Origin of the sequence: Segatella copri (genome assembly GCF_003465495.1) — a bacterium.
In the GTDB taxonomy this organism is placed as follows: Bacteria; Bacteroidota; Bacteroidia; order Bacteroidales; family Bacteroidaceae; genus Prevotella; species Prevotella copri_G.
Genome location: NZ_QSAV01000004.1, coordinates 103,661 through 121,607 on the forward strand (window position 1 = coordinate 103,661; position 17,947 = coordinate 121,607).

The following is a 17,947-nucleotide window of genomic DNA, read 5'->3' on the forward strand; positions in this document are numbered from 1 at the left end:
GGAAAAAAAATGAATATCAAAAATATAAAGACATACATCCTGTCGGGAATCCTAGCCCTCTCTATGTCTTCCTGTCTTGATAAGTATCCTGAGGATTCTATCCGCATGGACCAGGCTATCAACACGGTGGACGACATGGACAAGCTGGTGTACGGTATCTACGACAGTTTCAAGAGCAGCGCCCTCTATTCGGGCAATCTGACAATCCTGCCAGATCTGCAGGCAGACTTCGTGTACTGCGTGAAGGGCTACTCTAATGCCTATGGCGATATCTACCGTTGGAAAGATATCAAGGCTACCAACACCGACATTGAGGCGGTATATGCCGACCTTTATGATGTGATCAACCGATGTAATTTCCTGCTCGATAATGTTGAAAAGGTAAAGGCTGCAACCAATGATGATAAGCAGCTTGATAAGTTGGAGCAGTATGAGGGCGAGGCTTACTTCGCCCGTGCCCTGGCTTACTCAGAACTGATCAAGTGTTTCTGCAAGGCTTACGATAGCGATGAGCAGGCTGCGAAGGAACTCGGTGTTGTACTCACAGAGCACTATTACGGCAATGAGCCACAGAAGAGAGCCACTCTGAAGGAATCATACGATTTCGTATTGAGAGACCTTGACAAGGCTGCTGAATATCTGAAAGTAGACGAAGACTTCACAGGAAGTCTCTACAACGAGATTTACTTCAACGAGTATACCTGTCATGCCTTGCGTGCGCGCGTATCCTTATATATGCACAAGTATGATGATGCCATCAAGTATGCATCTAAGGTAATCGGTAGTAAGTATTATACATTAGAGAAGGCTTCTTCCAACACCTATTCAAACCAGGTGAACGATTATAAGTATATCTGGACCTATGGTGATTCGCGTGAGGCTATCTGGAAGGTAGGTTTTACCGTGAACAGCTATGGCGGTGCTCTGGGTACCATCTTCGATAACTACAACTTCGTAACTTATCATCCAGACTATGTGCCTGAGACATGGGTCATCAACTCATTCGACAGCAAGGACCTCCGTGCTGCAGCCATCTTCACAACCCGTGTAACAGGTTATGAGCATGGTTTGCAGTGGCCTTTGCTGAGCAAGTATTTCGGCGATGCTGAATTCCTGAACATCAATATCCTGCATGTTCACCAGCCAATGGTATTCCGTCTCTCAGAGCAGTATCTGATTCGTGCTGAGGCTTACGCCATGAAGGAGGACTATGGTAAGGCTGGTAAGGACATCTCTACCTTGCGTACAGCCCGCTACTCTTCATATGGTGGTAACACCTCGATGAGCGAGAGCAACGCCATGAAGATAATCGAGGCAGAGCGCGTGAAGGAACTCTATATGGAAGGCTTCCGTCTGAACGACCTCAAGCGCTGGCACAAGGGATTTGAGCGTAAGGCTGCCGACCAGCCTGCTGCCAATTTCGTGCAGAGCAGTCTGAAGGTTGAAAAGGATGACCCTCTCTTTGTCTGGCCAATTCCTCAGCATGAGCTTGAGGCACCAGGTTCTGAGATTCAGCCTAATGAAAGTAACAAATAAAATAAGGAGACGATCATGAAGAAAATAATGATGGGATGTTTGGCAGCCGTAGCTGCACTCATCGCTCTTGTGAGTTGTTCACAGGATTATACCACTTATGCTGGTTCAAGTCATATCATGTTCTCTGATACGCTCTATCAGTATGCTGTACAGGAAAGCAATGAGGTTTTCAATGTGCCTGTATCTGCAACCGAAAAAGCTGACTACGACCGCACCTTTGGCGTGGAGGTAGTAGACAAGCAGAGCAATGCCATCGAGGGTAAGCATTACCGCATCCTCAACAACACCGTTACAATCAAGGCGGGCGAGATGGTAGGAAATGTGAAGGTTCAGGGTATCTATGATAACATCGGCAAGACCGACTCGCTCGGCTTCACCCTGAAACTGGTGATTCCGGAGAAGTATAACTGGACAGATCTCTATAAGGACTATGCCCACGTGGTAATGCAGAAGTCTTGTCCTTTCGATATCCACAACTTCTCAGGCTGGTGCATGGTAACATCTACCTTCTACAGCCAGTATCTGAACAACGTAACCAACCGTCTGATCAAGACAGAGGTAGTGGAAGGCGAGGAGAATACCGTTCTGCTGAAGGATGTTTACTATAAGGGCTACAACCTGAAGTTGAAGTTCAATACCAAGAACGTTCTTGAGCCAAAGATAGAGATGGACGACCAGATAGCTGGTGAAACCGGTGAGGCGTTCGGTACCATCTATGGAGACGGCAAGTTGCGCATCAGCCAGCCTTCTCTCTATACCTCTTATTATAACACCTGCCAGAACTATGTATTGCAGTATGTTGTTATGAGTGTAAACAACAAAGATGGTTCATTATTCGGCAACGTAGGAACCTTCATCACCATGTATGAATGGATCAGCGATGCAGAGGCAGAGAAATTGAAAGAACAAGGATATTAATCGTAGAATAAAAAGAAAATGAAAACATTGATTTCAAAATATTGGCTCGTATTGATGGCGCTGGTATCAGTGACTCTGTTCACCGCTTGTTCCAGCGATGACGATGCCGTAACTCCTGTGTTCCCACAGGTACAGACTATCGGCGGTGCAGCTGGTGCTGAGTTGGACTTCACCTTCGATGCCAACGAGAGCTGGAGCCTTTCTTCAGACAAAATCTGGTGTAAACTGGTGCAGGGCGAGAAAACAGACGCCTTCGTACTCAATGGTACTGCAGGCAAGCAGACCATCAAGGTTAAGATTACTGATGATGATGCCAGCAAGGATATGAGCGTGGCTCAGCTCTTCCTGAATATGGGTGGTCAGAAGGTTGCCATCGCTGAGGTTAAGCGTTCGGCTGCCGACCATAAGTTGCAGGTATTCGATGCGGCTGGCAATAATATCACCGAGACAGGTATCACTGTAGGCTACAATGTATACACCAAGTTTACCGTAAAGTCAAACTTCCGTTTTGCTGTTACCAATACTCCAGCTTGGGTAGACTTGGAAGGCGGCTTCCTGGTAGGTACACCTAACAAGGATGCTGTAGGCGGAGTTTCCTTCAAGGAGAATCAGGGCGTAAGTGCTAAGTATGCCATCGCTAAGGACCGCAACTACACCATAACCTTCACTTCTGAGGATGGCAAGGCTGCTGTAACCATACCTGTTATCTATAATGGTATGACCACCAGCACCATGGATGTTACTTATCCAACCTCTTCACAGTGGGCAGTATGGAATGTATCTCTCGATGGTAAGGTGTTCACTCAGAATGGTTCTAGCCTGAATGGCGGTGATACCAACGATTTCACCTTCTACAACTTCGTTCCTTTCACCCTCAAGACTTTGGGTGATGCTTACCAGCTGGTAGTCTTCGAGAAAAAGGAAGCTGGTTTGTTCGAGGATACATCTGGTGCTGTGAAACTGCAGGGTGAAAAGGGTGATGTGAAGCTCACAGTCGCTCCATTAGGCAGCGGAAGCCGTGAGTTCCTGGTCTATGCATTGCCACAGAGCGTATTCGAGAGTCTGGAGAATGGACTCGACGGAATGCTTGAGGAAGACTTCATGACAGTGAAGAGCGATTACGACCGTTACTTCCTGATGGATGTTGTACAGAAGGAGGCCAACTCTTCTGCTGATGATCAGTCTGCAGCGCCTACAATCTTGGAGATGAACTACTTGCCAGTAGAGTGCAAGAAGGATAAATCAACGTATGGTTCTATCATATCAGAAACATTTGGCTACAATGGTGACGAAATATATGTCGCTCAGTCAGGAGTAGGAAGCTCTCTTACAGTTAATCCTAATATCAAGGATTGGGACCCTTACACTATGATGGAGACAGGCTATCTTACAGTTAAGGATAACAACGGAGATGATGTTTATGCAGAGCTTAGTATGGATATGAATAATAACTGGATATTCTTCGTAAATGTTCCTGCTGCTACTCCGATGTTTATGGTATTCAAGGACAACGGAACTCCTGTAAAGGTTCTTGTTGTTGAATCTCCTGGTGAGGGAATGAGTAAGAAACATACTTCTATCAGAAAAATTAGAAAGTAATGAACAGAATGAAAATATTTTCAAAGGCACTCTTGTTGCTCTTGGTCTCTCTCCTGACCTTTGCAGCAACAAGTTGCTCGGATGATGAAACCGGAGGCTGGGACGGCACATACGGATATGTGCAGTTCAAGCTCAGCAAGAAGGTTTCTTCTAGAGCTACCCGTGCTGCTGCCCTTGACAAACTTGAGAAACTGGATGATGCCAAGAAAATCAAGGTGGTCATGGAGCACAACGGTACAACTGTCTCTCAGACACTGGTGCTCAATTCTTATAATTCAGAGAATGCAGAGTATGGTCTGAGAAGTGAAAAACTGCAACTCGCTTCGGGTACTTACACCGTTATCGGTTTCTATCTCTATGATGCGGTAGACGAGGAGTTGCTGGCTTCTTCTGCCGGCGAAACATTCACTGTAGTAGGTGGCGGTCTGGAAGTACAGAACCTTATGGTGGAGACTGTGGAGCGTGGTAAGGTGAAGTTCAATCTCGTGAAGGAGTGGGAGAAGACCCGTGCCGGTGGTACAGAGTATCTCTTCTCTAACATCCGTCTCGTTGACGTCAGCGTAACCAACCTCTTTACCCGTGAGACCTATACCTTTCCTGAACTGAAGGTGAAATATAAGGAGTCTAGCGAAGAGCATCAGAATCCTGACAATGAGAACGATAAGTATATGGATACAGGTACAGCTTACTGCGATTCTACCGTATGGTTGCCTGCCGGTACTTATCAGGTTACCTCTTATACCACCTACGGGAAGACAGGTGCGGTGAAGACCAAGTACGAAACCCAGCCTGTAAAGGGTGAGGCGTTTATCGTAGAGGATAATCAACTGAATGATACGGCTCAGGTGCCTATCCTCCTTTCCAAGACAAAGGAGTATATCAAGGACTATGAGGCTTTGAAGGCTATCTGGGAATCTCTCCATGGTAAGGAGTGGAGCTTCTATGGCGATGCTACCTTCAAGGGAGCTAACTGGAACTTCAACAAGGAACTCGATATGTGGGGCGAACAGCCGGGCGTAACGCTCAACAGCAACGGCCGTGTCATCGGTCTTGTTATCGCCGGTTTCGGTGCAAAGGGAATCGTACCTGATGCCATCGGACAGCTGACAGAACTCCAGGTGCTCAACCTCGGTTCTCACGATGAGAAGATTGGTGCCAACATCTTCAATAATTATGATGCAAACAGTCTGACTGCAGCAAAGAAGAGCAGCATGCGTCACGACTATGAGAACAAGTTCCTGAAGTATGACCCACGTGCCAACATGTCGGATATGATTGTAGAAAGCTACAACTCTGATCCTAAGGTGGCACCGAAGAACAGAATTAAGAAGGACAGCCGCATCAACCTGAAGGATGCGCAGATCGGTACATTGACCAACAAGATTACAGGTGTATCTAAGGCCATCTATCGCCTGACTAAGTTGCAGCAGTTCTATATCGGTAACTCTTCTATCACATCCGACTCGGTTTGTGCGAAGTTCTACAAACCTGACGATCCTGTTTATGGTAAGTTTGCACAGGAGTTTAAGGAAGAGGATTGGGACAAGATGGAAAACCTGACCGATATCGAGCTTTACAACTGTCCGAAGATCAGTCGCATTCCAGACTTCTACTATAAGCTCCCTAAATTGCAGGCGATGAACCTGGCACGATGCAAGGGAATCTCTGCTAATCAGTTGAGAAAAGATTGGACTCGCTTAGCTGAGGAGAAGACAGGTAAGACACTCCAGATTCTCTATATGAGTTACAATAACCTGGAGGAGTTCCCTGAGTCTTCTGCATTGAGAAAGATGGTAAATCTCGGTTTGCTCGACCTGGCTTACAATAATATCAAGAAGGTACATCCGTTTGGTTCTGAGGTAGCTCTCTCTTCTCTCTATCTGAACAACAACCAGATTGAAGAGATTCCTGCTAATCTCTGTGCCTTTACAGATGATGTGGAAAGTCTGACTTTCGCTCATAACAAACTGAAGAAGATTCCGAATATCTTCGATGCAAGTTCTGTTCGCGAGATGGGTTCTGTAGACTTCTCTTACAACGAGATTACAGGTGTAGATAATAGTCATGGTACCTACAAGGGTATTAATGCAGCTTCAGTCAGTCTGTCAAACAATAAGATAGAGAAGTTCCCTTCAGAGCTGTTTACTGCCGGTTCGCCAATCACAACCATCGATTTGAGCGGCAACCTGATGCGCACCATCCCTAAGGGTTCCATCAAGGGCAAGAAGGCTTATCTGCTGCAGGTTATCGACTTCCGATTCAACAAGTTGACATCCCTCTCTGATGACTTCCGCTCAACCACATTGCCATACATTACCAATATGGACTTGAGCTACAACTGCTTCACCGAGGTGCCAACCCAGCCATTGAACAGTGCCGTGCTCCGTGCCTTTGCCATCAACCACCAGCGTGATGAGAAGACCGACCAGCGTTGCCTGCGTACATGGCCTACAGGAATCACAACCTGTCCGAGCCTGATTCAGTTCCAGATTGGTTCCAACGATATCCGTAAGGTAGAAGAGACACTGACCTCTCACCTTTATATCCTGAATATCGCAGACAACCCTAACATCTCTATCGATGTAACGAGCGTCTGCGCATACATCAAGGCAGGTAGGTATATGCTGTTCTACAACAAGAATCAGGACATCCGCGGTTGCGATGCTTTGGATCTCGAAAATTAAACCCTATAAGAAAGTAGTAATATGAAATATATGAATAAACTGACATTAGGTATCGTTCTCGCTGCCGGGCTTTTCACAGCCTGCAGCGATAAGGATGATGTCGATATCCCAGGAGGACTGGCGCTCGATAAAAAGGAGATAGCCATAGGCCCTCAGGGTGGAACAGAGCAGATTGCCATCGCTGCCTCACAGGACTGGGTAGCTAATACCTCTGAGCCTTGGCTGACGCTTTCGCCTGCCAACGGCGTGGGTTCTGTTGAGGGTACCATCAAGGTGGATTCTACTCTTTCCAACACGCTCCGCAGCACAGAACTCAGTTTCCAGGGTGCCAACGGACAGAGTCGCAAGCTTACCATCACCCAGTTCGGTTATGGCAAGCAGATCTTCCTGAAGGATTCTGTTGTAGAAATCGAAAACTCCGATTCTTACGATAACCGTGCTTTCGAGAGTCTGATTTCTGCCAACGTGGAATGCAAGATTGGTAAGATAGAGTATTCTTTTGAGGGTGATCTGACCGATGCCGAGAAGGCAGAGAACGAGAGCGAGCGTGAGGGCTGGCTCCTGAACAGTAAGGACGAAGATAAGCTGACAGGTACTAACCTGGGTATCGTGCTGGACAGAAAGTACCGTCCTCGCACCGTGAACTTCAAGTTCCGCTGGGCGATGAACGTGGTTCCTGCCGTTCGTGTGGCTAAGGTTCATCTCGTGCCAATCAAGGCTGAAGACCAGCTGGTAGATGCAGATGGCAATCCTACAGATGATGTTATCCTGACCGTTCGTCAGAAGGCAGCACCAAAGATTGAGGACAACCGTGCCGGTGACTCTCTCTCTGTCATCATGATCAACCAGAAACTGGGTAGCATTGCTACCTTCGATTCCAGCGATAACATGCGCAACTGGAGCGGCGTAACGCTCTGGGAAGCTACTGATGATTTAGTGAAAAAACATCCTGAGGCTTTAGGACGTGTACGTTCTGTCAAGTTCAGCATGTTCAACCTCAAGAGTGGCGAAACTCTTCCTAAGGAAGTGGGCAACCTCAAGTTCCTGGAGTCATTCTCTGTTGCTTCCAACGAGAACAACCAGATTCGTGAGGTGAACCTCGGTGATGAAATCTGCTCGCTGAAGTATCTGAAGAATCTTACCGTTCAGGCTTACGGTCTGACTCAGTTGCCTGCTAACTTTATTAATCTGGGCAAGAGTCTTGAATCGCTCAACCTGGTAAGTAACAACTTCAACAAGTTGTCAGATATCACCGATATCGTCAACGAGAAGAACTTCCCTAAGTTGCGTAACCTCATTCTCTACGCACAGCGCCGTACGGATGTTCTCTTCGACATCGCTTCGCTGGGCGAAAAGAATGCATCAGGCGTCTATGTTTATAATAACTATCCTATCGGACTGTATGGTAAGGTAAATGCCGGAACCCCAGACCGCCAGGCGCTTCTCAAGCTCCTGACATGGGATAAGTTGAATACACTGGAGTTGTCTTACTGCTTCCTGGAGGGTGAACTTCCTACCGATGAAGAGATGACTGAGGCACTGGAGGCTGCCGGCAAGGCTACCCGATACACCAAGTCTGACTTCTCTACCAACAAGGAAGATTATCTCGACAAGCTGGTAGGCGATACCTGCAAGTGGTTGCTCTCAGGCTGGGATAATCCTGTAACCTGCAAACACAAGGATGGTTCTGTAGTTAGTGCGGATGTTTATCCTCTCCAGGTGCCACGTGTATTGCCAAACTGCCGTCAGTTGTCACTCAACCTGAACTTCTTTACAGGAAAGGTGCCAAACTGGATTCTCTTCCATCCACACCTGGTAGAATGGAATGCACCTACGATGGTGTTCAACCAGCAGCCTAAGGGTAAGAATAGCGATGGCGCTGCCGTTGGTTTCTCTAATATGACAGATGACAGCTACAGCTACGACTACTATTACGGAACCAGCGACCCAGGCAGCAACTGGAAGGTTCCGGGTGTAGCTTATCCGCTCTACTACCGCACATACGTGGCAGCAGGCGATATTGATGAAGCTGCGCTGATGGCTAAGTACAGGAGAACTAAGAAAAAGTAAGATAAACATAAAAACAATATAGAAGCAAACAATGAAGAAAAAGTTTTTCTATATAGCAATGGTCGCATTGGCATTGACGGGCTGTTCTGACAGCCTGTCAACCATCGGCTCTTCTGACGGCAATTCAGAAATCACCATTCCTGCAGATGCTGAGGCGGGTGAACTGCTGATTAAGTTCAGTCCGGAGATGAGCGATATCCTCGACCAGGCACAACTGAGCAAGACCCGCGCCGGAAAGGCTACCCGTTCGGGTATTCCTTCTACCGATGAGGTGCTCGACATCCTGGGAAGCTACAGCTTCGAGCGTGTGTTCCCGGTAGATGAAAATACTGAGGCAAGAACCCGCGAGGCGGGACTCCACCTCTGGTATACGGTGAAGTTTAATAAGGGAACCGACCTGAAGACGGCTGCCGAGCGCCTGAAGCAGTTGGGCGAAATCTCAAAGGTTCAGACCAACGGCCGCATCAAGCGTGCTTACAATACCGACAGCAAGCGCATCTATCTCAGCGATAAGGCACTTCAGCAGAAGTCTACCCGCTCAGCAGCCAATGGCGAGCCAAACGATCCGGGCTTTACCAGCCAGTGGCATTACCGTAACCTGGGCGAGGGCAACTATGATTTTGAGAACCTCAACAACAACAAGGTAGGCGCTAAGGCAGGATGTGATGTGAATGCACTTGAGGCATGGAAGACCTGTACAGGCGATCCTTCTATCATCGTGGCTATTCTTGATGAGGGCGTGATGTATACGCACCCTGATCTGGCAGCCAACATGTGGTGCAACCCGGGCGAAAGTGTTCAGGGTGCCCAGACTGACGGCGACGGAAACGGTTATGAGGGCGACCTTCATGGCTACAACTTCGTTACTGAGAGCGGCGATATTACCTGGACTGATGCCAATGACACCGGTCATGGTACTCACGTAGCTGGTACCATTGCAGCCGTAAATAATAATGATGAAGGTGTTTGCGGTGTAGCTGGTGGTGACGGAACTCCTAACTCTGGTGTTAAGATTATGTCTTGTCAGGTATTCTCCGGTCAGAACAGTGTAACCTTGGCAGGCGAGGCGAGAGCCATCAAGTATGCTGCCGATAATGGTGCAGTCATCCTGCAGTGCAGTTGGGGTTACAACTCTTCAGAGTCTAGTATCATCAACGGTTATACTCCGGGCCCTGCTACCGAGAAGGAATGGGCTGAGACCTATCCGCTGGAGAAGGAAGCTCTGGATTACTTCATCAACAATGCCGGTTCGCCTAATGGTGTCATCGACGGTGGTATTCCAGTCTTCGCAGCCGGTAACGAGTATGCTGGCAATCCTGCTTTCCCAGGTGCTTACTCTAAGTGCGTCTGCGTATCTTCATTAGCTGCCGACTTTACTCCAGCCTGCTACACCGATTTCGGTTCGCTCGTAACCCTGAGCGCTCCTGGTGGCGACTTGGAATATTACAGCAAGATTGGCGAGCAGGAAGATGAATACTGGGCAGAGACCACCGAGCAGAAAGGTGCTGTGCTCTCTACGATGATCAAGAACGGTCAGCCTGCTTACGGCTACATGGAGGGAACCTCTATGGCTTGTCCTCATGTTTCGGGTGTGGCTGCCTTGGGTCTCGCTTATGCTGCCAAGACGAACCGTCATTATCGTGCTGCCGACTTCGTAGCCCTGATGAAGAAATCTGTGAAGGATTTGGATAGTCATTATCAGAATGGTGCAACTAAGACCTACTATATGAACCATACTACCGTAGGTGCTTCGCCAGAGATTGTACAGCTCTCTAAGTACATCGGCAAGATGGGGGCTGGTCTGATTGATGCAGTTCAGCTCTTGAATAAAATCACGAACAAGGAATTCAGTTCTGATATGAAGTTGCCTAACGTGTATGTAGGCATCGAGAAGACAGTTTCTCTCAACCTCGCTGCATATTTCGCAGGTCAGACAGGGGGATTTTCTTGCTCTGTAGCGAAGAACGGCGTAGCTTCTGCTTCGGTAGATGGCAAGACGCTCATCGTGAAGGGACTCGCTGCCGGAAGTACATCGCTCACCGTAACAGCTGCCGATGGTACCAGCCAGACCGTAGTTGTGACCGTTAGAAAGAGTGCCGGTAACAATGGTTGGATGTAATATGAAGATATTTGCTTTCCTATCGCTTTTCTTCCTGGCTTTGCCTGTTACGGTGAATGCGCAGGAGGAACTGCTGAAGTTTGAGCATCCGCTTATCGATGCAGGTACGATGACCGAGGACGATGCGCCTCGCACCTTTACCTTCGTGGGTAAGAATGTAAGCAAGAAGATACTGCACATCACACAGGTGAGAACCACCTGTGGATGTACCAGTTCTTATGTTAAGGGCGATGTGATGAAGCCTGGCGATACCTGTCAGGTGCAGATCACCTTCACGCCTAACCGCTATCCGGGCACCATCAATACGGGTGCTTATCTCTATCTGAAAGAGGTAGAGGGACAGCCTGCCGTTAAGCTTGCCTTAACGGGCAAGGTGCTGCCGGGTGCTGACCAGTGGGCGCGCTATCCGCACAAGATGGGCGCACTCAGACTGAAACAGGCGAAGGCAAGTATCACAGAGGTAAAGCCGGGCACAGAGCCTGAGGCTCGCATCCTCTGCGGAAACAGCGGTGACAAGCCGCTCCGTATATCCAGTCTCCTTCTTCCTCCTTATGCCCGTCTTACGACAGAGCCTGAGGTGATAGAACCGGGTGATGAGGCTGACCTCGTCATCACCATCATAGCCGATAAGATTCCGGCTACGATGCCCGAATCCTTCACCTTCCCTGTTATTCTGGAGGGCTTGGATGCCCGTCCGTCTGACAGAACGATACAGGTCGTTGTAAAGTTAAAAAGGTAAAAGGGTAAAAAAGTAAAAAGAAAAAAATACCAAGACAATGAAATATTTGAAAAAACTCTTCACCCTCCTGGTGATTGCTTTGTTTGCCTGCGGCTTTGCAGCCTGCAGCAGCGATGATGAAGAACCGGAGGAGCCTTCTCTGGAAGTTACGCCTGCCAATCTTCATGGCACATGGAAGTTGGCTGAGTGGAACGGTGAACCTCTTGCTGAGGGCACATACTGCTACATCGTTTTCAATCGCAAGGACCAGACTTTCGAGATGTATCAGAAGTTTGACAGTATGTATGGTCGCCATATCACCGGTTCGTTCGCTATCAAGAACGATCCATACCAGGGCTACATCATCAGCGGAAGCTATGATAATGGTAAGGGCGACTGGAACCAGAGTTATCTCGTAACCCGTCTCCTGGCATCGGGTTCCATGATATGGACTGCCAAGGACGATGTTACCGACATCAGCCGCTACAAGCGTTGCGATGAGGTACCTGCCGAGATACTCAAGGAATGTAAAGATCTCACTGAAGAATAAAAAAAAGAGCGAATTATCTGCAAATTCTGCGGATTATTCGCTCTTTTTTTGTATCTTTGCCCTCAAACTTATCATCGGGTTCAAAGTTTAAGTATATGATATTAACGATTACAGGTTCAGACAGCACCGGAGGCTCTGGTGTACAGGCGGACATCAGGACGATTGCCGAGTTGGGCGGTTATGCTGTTTCGGCAATAACCAGCATCACTGTGCAGAATACGCTCGGTATTCAGGAGTTCTTCGATATTCCTGCCGAGATTGTTTCGGGGCAGATTGAGGCTATCATGAACGATGTGCAGCCTGATATAGTGAAGATAGGTATGATACGCAGGGTGGAGACGCTGAATGTGGTCATCGATGCCTTGACCAAGTACCGTCCTACCCATATCATCTATGCCCCTGCCATCTGGTCGAGCCAGGGCGATGCGCTGATGACGGAAGATGTGGTGAGCCAGATCAAATACCGTCTGCTGCCGCTCTGTTCTGTCGTCGTGTCACGCAAGAAGGAGAGCGACATCATTCTTCAGAATTCCAAACTGCTGAGCCTTGCCGAGAAGCAGGGACTCCGGATCTATCGCCTCGACAATGCCAATTCGCATGGTCTCATCAACCGTTTCTCTTCAGCTCTTGCCGTCTATCTGAATCAGGGCAAGAAGATGGAGGAGGCGTTGGCGATGGCGCAGGATTTCATCAATGTAGAACTCGTGCGCCAGAGCAATCTGCAGGGCAGAAGTTCCGAGCTTTACAACCAGTTTATCTCGCAGGTTAATAACTTCTGCCGCACTTACAGCGATGTTCATTTCTATGCCGACCAGTTGAATGTGAGTGGCCGTTATCTGGCTCAGGTTACCCGTCGCATCTCCGGCAAGACGCCGAAGGCAATCATCGATGAATACATCGTGAAGGAGATAGAGCGCGAGCTTTCTACCACCACGCATACGGTTCAGGAGATAGCCAATACCTTCGGTTTCTCATCCCAGGCTCATCTCACCAAGTTCTTCAAGAAGATGAGAGGGGTAACGCCTTCTGCTTTCAGGCAACCAAAACCTGTTGATTAAAATGAGTCCAGCCAATTAAGGCAATAAAATACGGCCAACTGAGGAAATGAAATCCAGCCAACTGAGGAAATGAAATTCAGCCAACTGAGGAAATATCAAAAAAAAGTAGTATCTTTGCACACGTAATCAAATATTTGAAAATATGGAATACAAATATAGAATCGCAGACCAAATGCTGGCAAAGAAACTGGCAAGCAAGGGGGCTATCTTGATAGAAGGTCCAAAATGGTGTGGGAAAACTACCACCGCCGAACAGCAGGCTAATAGTATCCTGTATATGGATAATCCTGCCTCATTGGAAACAAATCTACAGATGGCAGAGATTGATGCTTCTGTCTTGCTGGAGGGTGATACGCCAAGACTTATTGATGAATGGCAGTTGGCACCCAAACTTTGGGATGCCATCAGATTTGAGGTTGACCATCGGCATGATGTGGGACAGTTTGTCTTGACAGGCTCTGCTGTTCCTGCAGATGAAAAAGATATGCACCATTCTGGAACGGGACGGTTCAGTTGGCTAACGATGAGACCAATGAGTCTCTATGAATCAGGCGAATCAAACGGAAAGGTGAGTTTGGCACATTTATTTGAAACACCAGAAAAGATAGTTGCCATTAACAAACTGAAGATAGATGACCTGGCATATCTGATTTGCCGTGGTGGTTGGCCTTTTGCTTGTGGATTACAAGGCGAAGCAGCTTTGGAACAAGCATTCGACTATGTGGATGCTGTTATTAAGAAAGATGTTTCGCGGGTGGATGGAGTAAATCGCAACGCAACGACTACAAGATTGCTATTGCGTTCATACGCCCGGAATCAAGGTTCGCAAGCAACCATCGGAACGATAGTGGCTGATATGATGACAAATGATGAAAATGAAATTAGCGTGAAGACAGCAGGTAGCTATCTGGAAGCCTTGCGCAAGATTTTTGTCATAGAGGATTCCGAAGCCTGGAATCCTAACCTACGCTCCAAGACGGCTATCCGTACTGCAAATACCCGTTACTTTATAGACCCGTCTATCGGAACGGCAGTATTGGGACTGGGGCCTAAAGATCTTATCAACGACCTCAATACGATGGGGCTCTTTTTTGAACCCCTTTGTATTCGTGATTTGCGAGTCTTTGCAGATGCATTAGATGGAGAGGTGTATCATTATCGCGATAAAAATGGATTGGAATGTGATGCTGTTGTGCATCTGCGTAATGGTAAATATGGACTTGTTGAAGTAAAGTTAGGGGGCGACAAGCTCATTAACGAGGGTGCAGAAAACCTGCTAACTCTTGCTGGTAAAATAAATACAGAAAAAATGAATGATCCATCTTTCATGATGGTACTTACGGGAACAGGCGATTTCGCTTATCGAAGAAAAGATGGTGTTTATGTTGTTCCTATCGGGTGCTTGAAAGATTAAAATAGGGTTCATTTTACTTCTTGCCTGGTAACGGTACTAAGTTGCATCAGTGTAATTACGTATAACATAGTTTAAATATTCTTTGAAAATTACTTTGTTTCAAAAAGTCTTCATATCTTTGCGCTCGGAATACAAAATGAGGCAAATAATTGCAGTTTGTTTTCGTTTTGGTGCAATTGTTCCAATAACCTTTACGCAAGGTTGGTACAGCCCCGTCTGGGTAAAAAGGCGTATACTTTCCAAGAAACGTTAGATTCCAGGATTTAAAACATTAGTAGATTTTTTAAAGAAAGGAAACAGACTATGGAAAAGAAACTTCTTCCGGAAAGTTTTACAAGTATTCTATGGGCAATATTGTTCAAAAAGCCTCTTGTATCTTGCCAAATGTCTAGCAAGCAATTTGCTGTATCAACATTGGGGGAGATTTTTCCATGCCATATGGATGTAGGAAAAGAGTGCTTAAATTTAGGTAATATCGGAGGAAAGAACATATTTAATTCTTGTACTATCCAAAAATCATTTCCTTTGTTCGATTTGTTAGCCAACAAAAGAGGATTGTGTCCAAATTGTTGGGCTCACAATTTATGTGAGGGTTGTCCTAGGGAACTTTTTTATGATGAAAAGAACAAATGCTACCAGACAACTCCTAATGAGGATAAATGTAAATCACAAAGAGAACATATAGAAAAGATTCTTTTAAGCATATCACATTTAAGACAGGATAAAAACAAATGGCACGATTATGTACAAGGTATAAACGAGATGTGCAAAGAAAAGATTTGTTAGTATAAATGATTGCCCACATCTATGAAAAAGTATGTTTGATTAAAAAGTTGTATTATGAGAAAGTTTATCATGACAACAGCCGTGTGTTTCTGGGCAATGTCCCAGATGATGGCACAGAACATTTCGGGAAAGATTGTAGATGCCAAGGGCGAGCCTTTAGCATTTGCAAATGTAGTGCTCCTATACCGTCAAGATTCAGCATTCGTCAAGGGGACTGTGAGTGGAGAAGATGGGCGTTTTACCATCGACTCTCCTTGCAATGGCGGAATCATCAAGGTAACTTCCGTAGGATATAAGACAATATTCAAGGACTGCAAAGGTGAGAATGTGGGAGTTATTAAGATGGAAGAAGATAGTAAGATGCTCGGTGAAGTAGTGATAAAATCATCTTTGCCAAAGACCATCCTTAAGAATGGCGGAATGACAACAACCGTTGCCGGATCTGTACTTGAAAAGGCAGGAACTATGGAGCACCTGCTCGACCGCATACCTAACGTATCTGCACAGAATGGCAACATCAAGGTGTTTGGACGTGGCGAGCCTATCATCTATATCAACGGACGGCAGATGAGGGACAGAAGCGAACTCGACCGTTTGAGTTCGGACAACATAAGGTCGGTAGAGGTAATATCCAACCCTGGTGCTCGTTATGCTGCAAGCACTAAGGCTGTTATACGTATCACCACAAAGAAGATACAGGGCGACGGATTTGGATTTGACGCTACAACAGAAGGATCGTACGACGAGAAAAAGAACATTGGAGGATATGGTAGGCTGAATATGTATTACCGTAAGAACGGATTGGAGCTTGGCGCCTACGCCTATGGCTCAAAACAATCGTCGCCAGACGAGAAGGACTTGCATCAGATGACCTATCTTGACAAGACCTGGAACCAACAGGACAAAACACGTTGGAAGAACAAAACCGAAACTTTCAGTTCTCGCTTGAATGTCAGTTATCAGTTTGACGACAACAATTCGTTGGGAGCAAGCTTTAGTTTCTTGCGCAATCCAAAGCTGATAACAGACGGAAAGACGGAAGGCTCTGTGCTGAGAGATGAAGATCTGACTGAGACCAACACTTCTATCAGATCGGAGTTTGGGCAGAATAGCAACTTGTCAAGTAATATATATTATGTAGGTAAGGTAGGTAAATTGGGTATTGACTTCAATACCGATTGGTTTTGGTCGAAAGGAAACAATAAAAACAATATAGATGAGCATTATCAGGAAGTGAACTCGGATATGCAAAACCAACTTGTAAACAGTACCACTTCAAAGTACAACCGCTTGATAGCTTCCAAAACGGTGCTCTCTTATCCGCTTTTGGGTGGTGACTTGTCTGTAGGTGGCGAGTATTCGTTCACCAATCGTAACACCAACTACGCCATCATACCAAATACTCTTGCCGACAATGTAAGAGACCGCATTAAAGAGGACATGTCCTCTGCGTTCGTTACCTATAGTCGTGACTTTGGCAAGTTGAACATGGAAGCGGGATTGCGATACGAGAATGTTGATTTCAAATATTATGACGATGGTAAGTATATGTCGGAGCAAAGCAAGACTTACGGCAACTGGTTTCCGTCTCTCAGCCTTTCGATGCCGTTTGGCAATGTACAGATGCAGCTGAGCTATGCAGCCGACATCGATCGTCCTAACTACTGGGTATTAAGAAGCGGTGTGCAATATAGCAATCATTATACATATGAAACCGGTAATCCGTTTCTTGTCTCAGAGATTTCAAGAAATATAAGTTACGACCTCGCCTACAAATGGCTGACTTTCAACTTGACTTATGAACATGTATCCGATCCTATTTATCAGACGGTGGAGATGTATAAGGACAATACCACCATCGGATTGATGAGAATGATAAACGGCAAATCGTACAATAATGTGACTTCTACGCTCAACCTGCAGCCCACTTTCGGCATCTGGCATCCTATGTTGTCAGCAATGGTCGAGAAGCAATGGTTCGAGTTGGAGACAAGAGACGGACGCTATCTGAACAAGCCGGTGGCGATGTTCCGATTCAACAACACCTTTGATACGAAATGGGCGATGTTCTCCGTTATGATGACTTACATCACAAAGGGATACGAGGAAAACCATTACATCTACAAGCCGATGTTCAACACCGACCTGTCTATATACAAGGGCTTTCTGAAGGACTGCCTGACTTTCCAGCTTTATGTCAACGACGTGTTTGGCACGAACGACAGTCACATAATAGGCAAGTACGGCAAACTGAAAGAAACAATCTTTGATGAGTTCTCAACAAGTAAAATCTCATTGACAGTCCGCTATAAGTTCAATGTTACTCGAAGCAAGTATAAGGGTACAGGAGCAGGTCAAAGCCAGAAGGATAGAATGTAATTCTACGATGTTCTTTAAAATGAGAAAAATAACAATTATACATCAACATGACTCCATGCAATGCAGGTGTTTGTACCATATAAGTATTTGTACCTTTTCGATGAGCCAAGGACGGC

12 protein-coding genes are annotated in these 17,947 nt (G+C 46.5%); all 12 read left to right on the forward strand.

The window, feature by feature from the left end:
- Window positions 1–9: 9 nt before the first annotated feature.
- A complete protein-coding gene (locus tag DWV53_RS02110) occupies window positions 10–1,536 on the forward strand; it encodes a RagB/SusD family nutrient uptake outer membrane protein (RefSeq protein WP_118151341.1) in 1,527 nt (508 codons plus the stop codon).
- 15 nt (window positions 1,537–1,551) lie between these two features.
- On the forward strand, window positions 1,552–2,454 hold the full coding sequence (locus tag DWV53_RS02115; protein ID WP_118151343.1) for a DUF4984 domain-containing protein: 903 nt from the start codon (window positions 1,552–1,554) through the stop codon (window positions 2,452–2,454).
- Window positions 2,455–2,472: 18 nt separating this feature from the next.
- Window positions 2,473–4,053, forward strand: a complete 1,581-nt coding sequence (locus DWV53_RS02120) for a DUF5003 domain-containing protein (protein WP_118151345.1) — start codon at window positions 2,473–2,475, stop codon at window positions 4,051–4,053.
- The gene (locus DWV53_RS02125) at window positions 4,053–6,737 is read left to right on the forward strand and encodes a DUF4458 domain-containing protein (protein ID WP_118151347.1); all 2,685 of its coding nucleotides are present in this window, start codon (window positions 4,053–4,055) and stop codon (window positions 6,735–6,737) included. Before DWV53_RS02120 ends, DWV53_RS02125 begins: the two co-directional genes overlap by 1 nt.
- A 21-nt stretch (window positions 6,738–6,758) precedes the next feature.
- Window positions 6,759–8,807 carry a BACON domain-containing protein gene (locus DWV53_RS02130; RefSeq protein ID WP_118151349.1) on the forward strand — a complete coding sequence of 683 codons (2,049 nt, stop codon included), beginning with the start codon at window positions 6,759–6,761 and terminating at the stop codon, window positions 8,805–8,807.
- 31 nt (window positions 8,808–8,838) lie between these two features.
- Window positions 8,839–10,926: a subtilase family N-terminal domain-containing protein gene (locus tag DWV53_RS02135; protein WP_118151351.1), complete on the forward strand. Its 2,088-nt coding sequence runs from the start codon at window positions 8,839–8,841 to the stop codon at window positions 10,924–10,926.
- Between the two features lies 1 nt (window position 10,927).
- Complete coding sequence (locus tag DWV53_RS02140; RefSeq protein ID WP_118151353.1) at window positions 10,928–11,665, forward strand: DUF1573 domain-containing protein; 738 nt, start codon at window positions 10,928–10,930, stop codon at window positions 11,663–11,665.
- Window positions 11,666–11,711: 46 nt separating this feature from the next.
- Window positions 11,712–12,194 (forward strand): lipocalin family protein, encoded by a 483-nt coding sequence (locus tag DWV53_RS02145; protein WP_181992389.1) that lies wholly within the window; start codon window positions 11,712–11,714, stop codon window positions 12,192–12,194.
- 95 nt (window positions 12,195–12,289) lie between these two features.
- On the forward strand, window positions 12,290–13,252 hold the full coding sequence (locus DWV53_RS02150; protein WP_118151357.1) for a hydroxymethylpyrimidine/phosphomethylpyrimidine kinase: 963 nt from the start codon (window positions 12,290–12,292) through the stop codon (window positions 13,250–13,252).
- Window positions 13,253–13,394: 142 nt separating this feature from the next.
- Entirely contained in the window at window positions 13,395–14,666 is a 1,272-nt protein-coding gene (locus DWV53_RS02155; RefSeq protein ID WP_118151359.1) for an ATP-binding protein, read from the forward strand.
- Between the two features lie 303 nt (window positions 14,667–14,969).
- Entirely contained in the window at window positions 14,970–15,452 is a 483-nt protein-coding gene (locus DWV53_RS02160) for an SPASM domain-containing protein (protein ID WP_118151361.1), read from the forward strand.
- A 54-nt stretch (window positions 15,453–15,506) separates the two neighbouring features.
- Complete coding sequence (locus DWV53_RS02165; protein ID WP_118151363.1) at window positions 15,507–17,831, forward strand: TonB-dependent receptor domain-containing protein; 2,325 nt, start codon at window positions 15,507–15,509, stop codon at window positions 17,829–17,831.
- The last annotated feature ends 116 nt before the right edge of the window (window positions 17,832–17,947 follow it).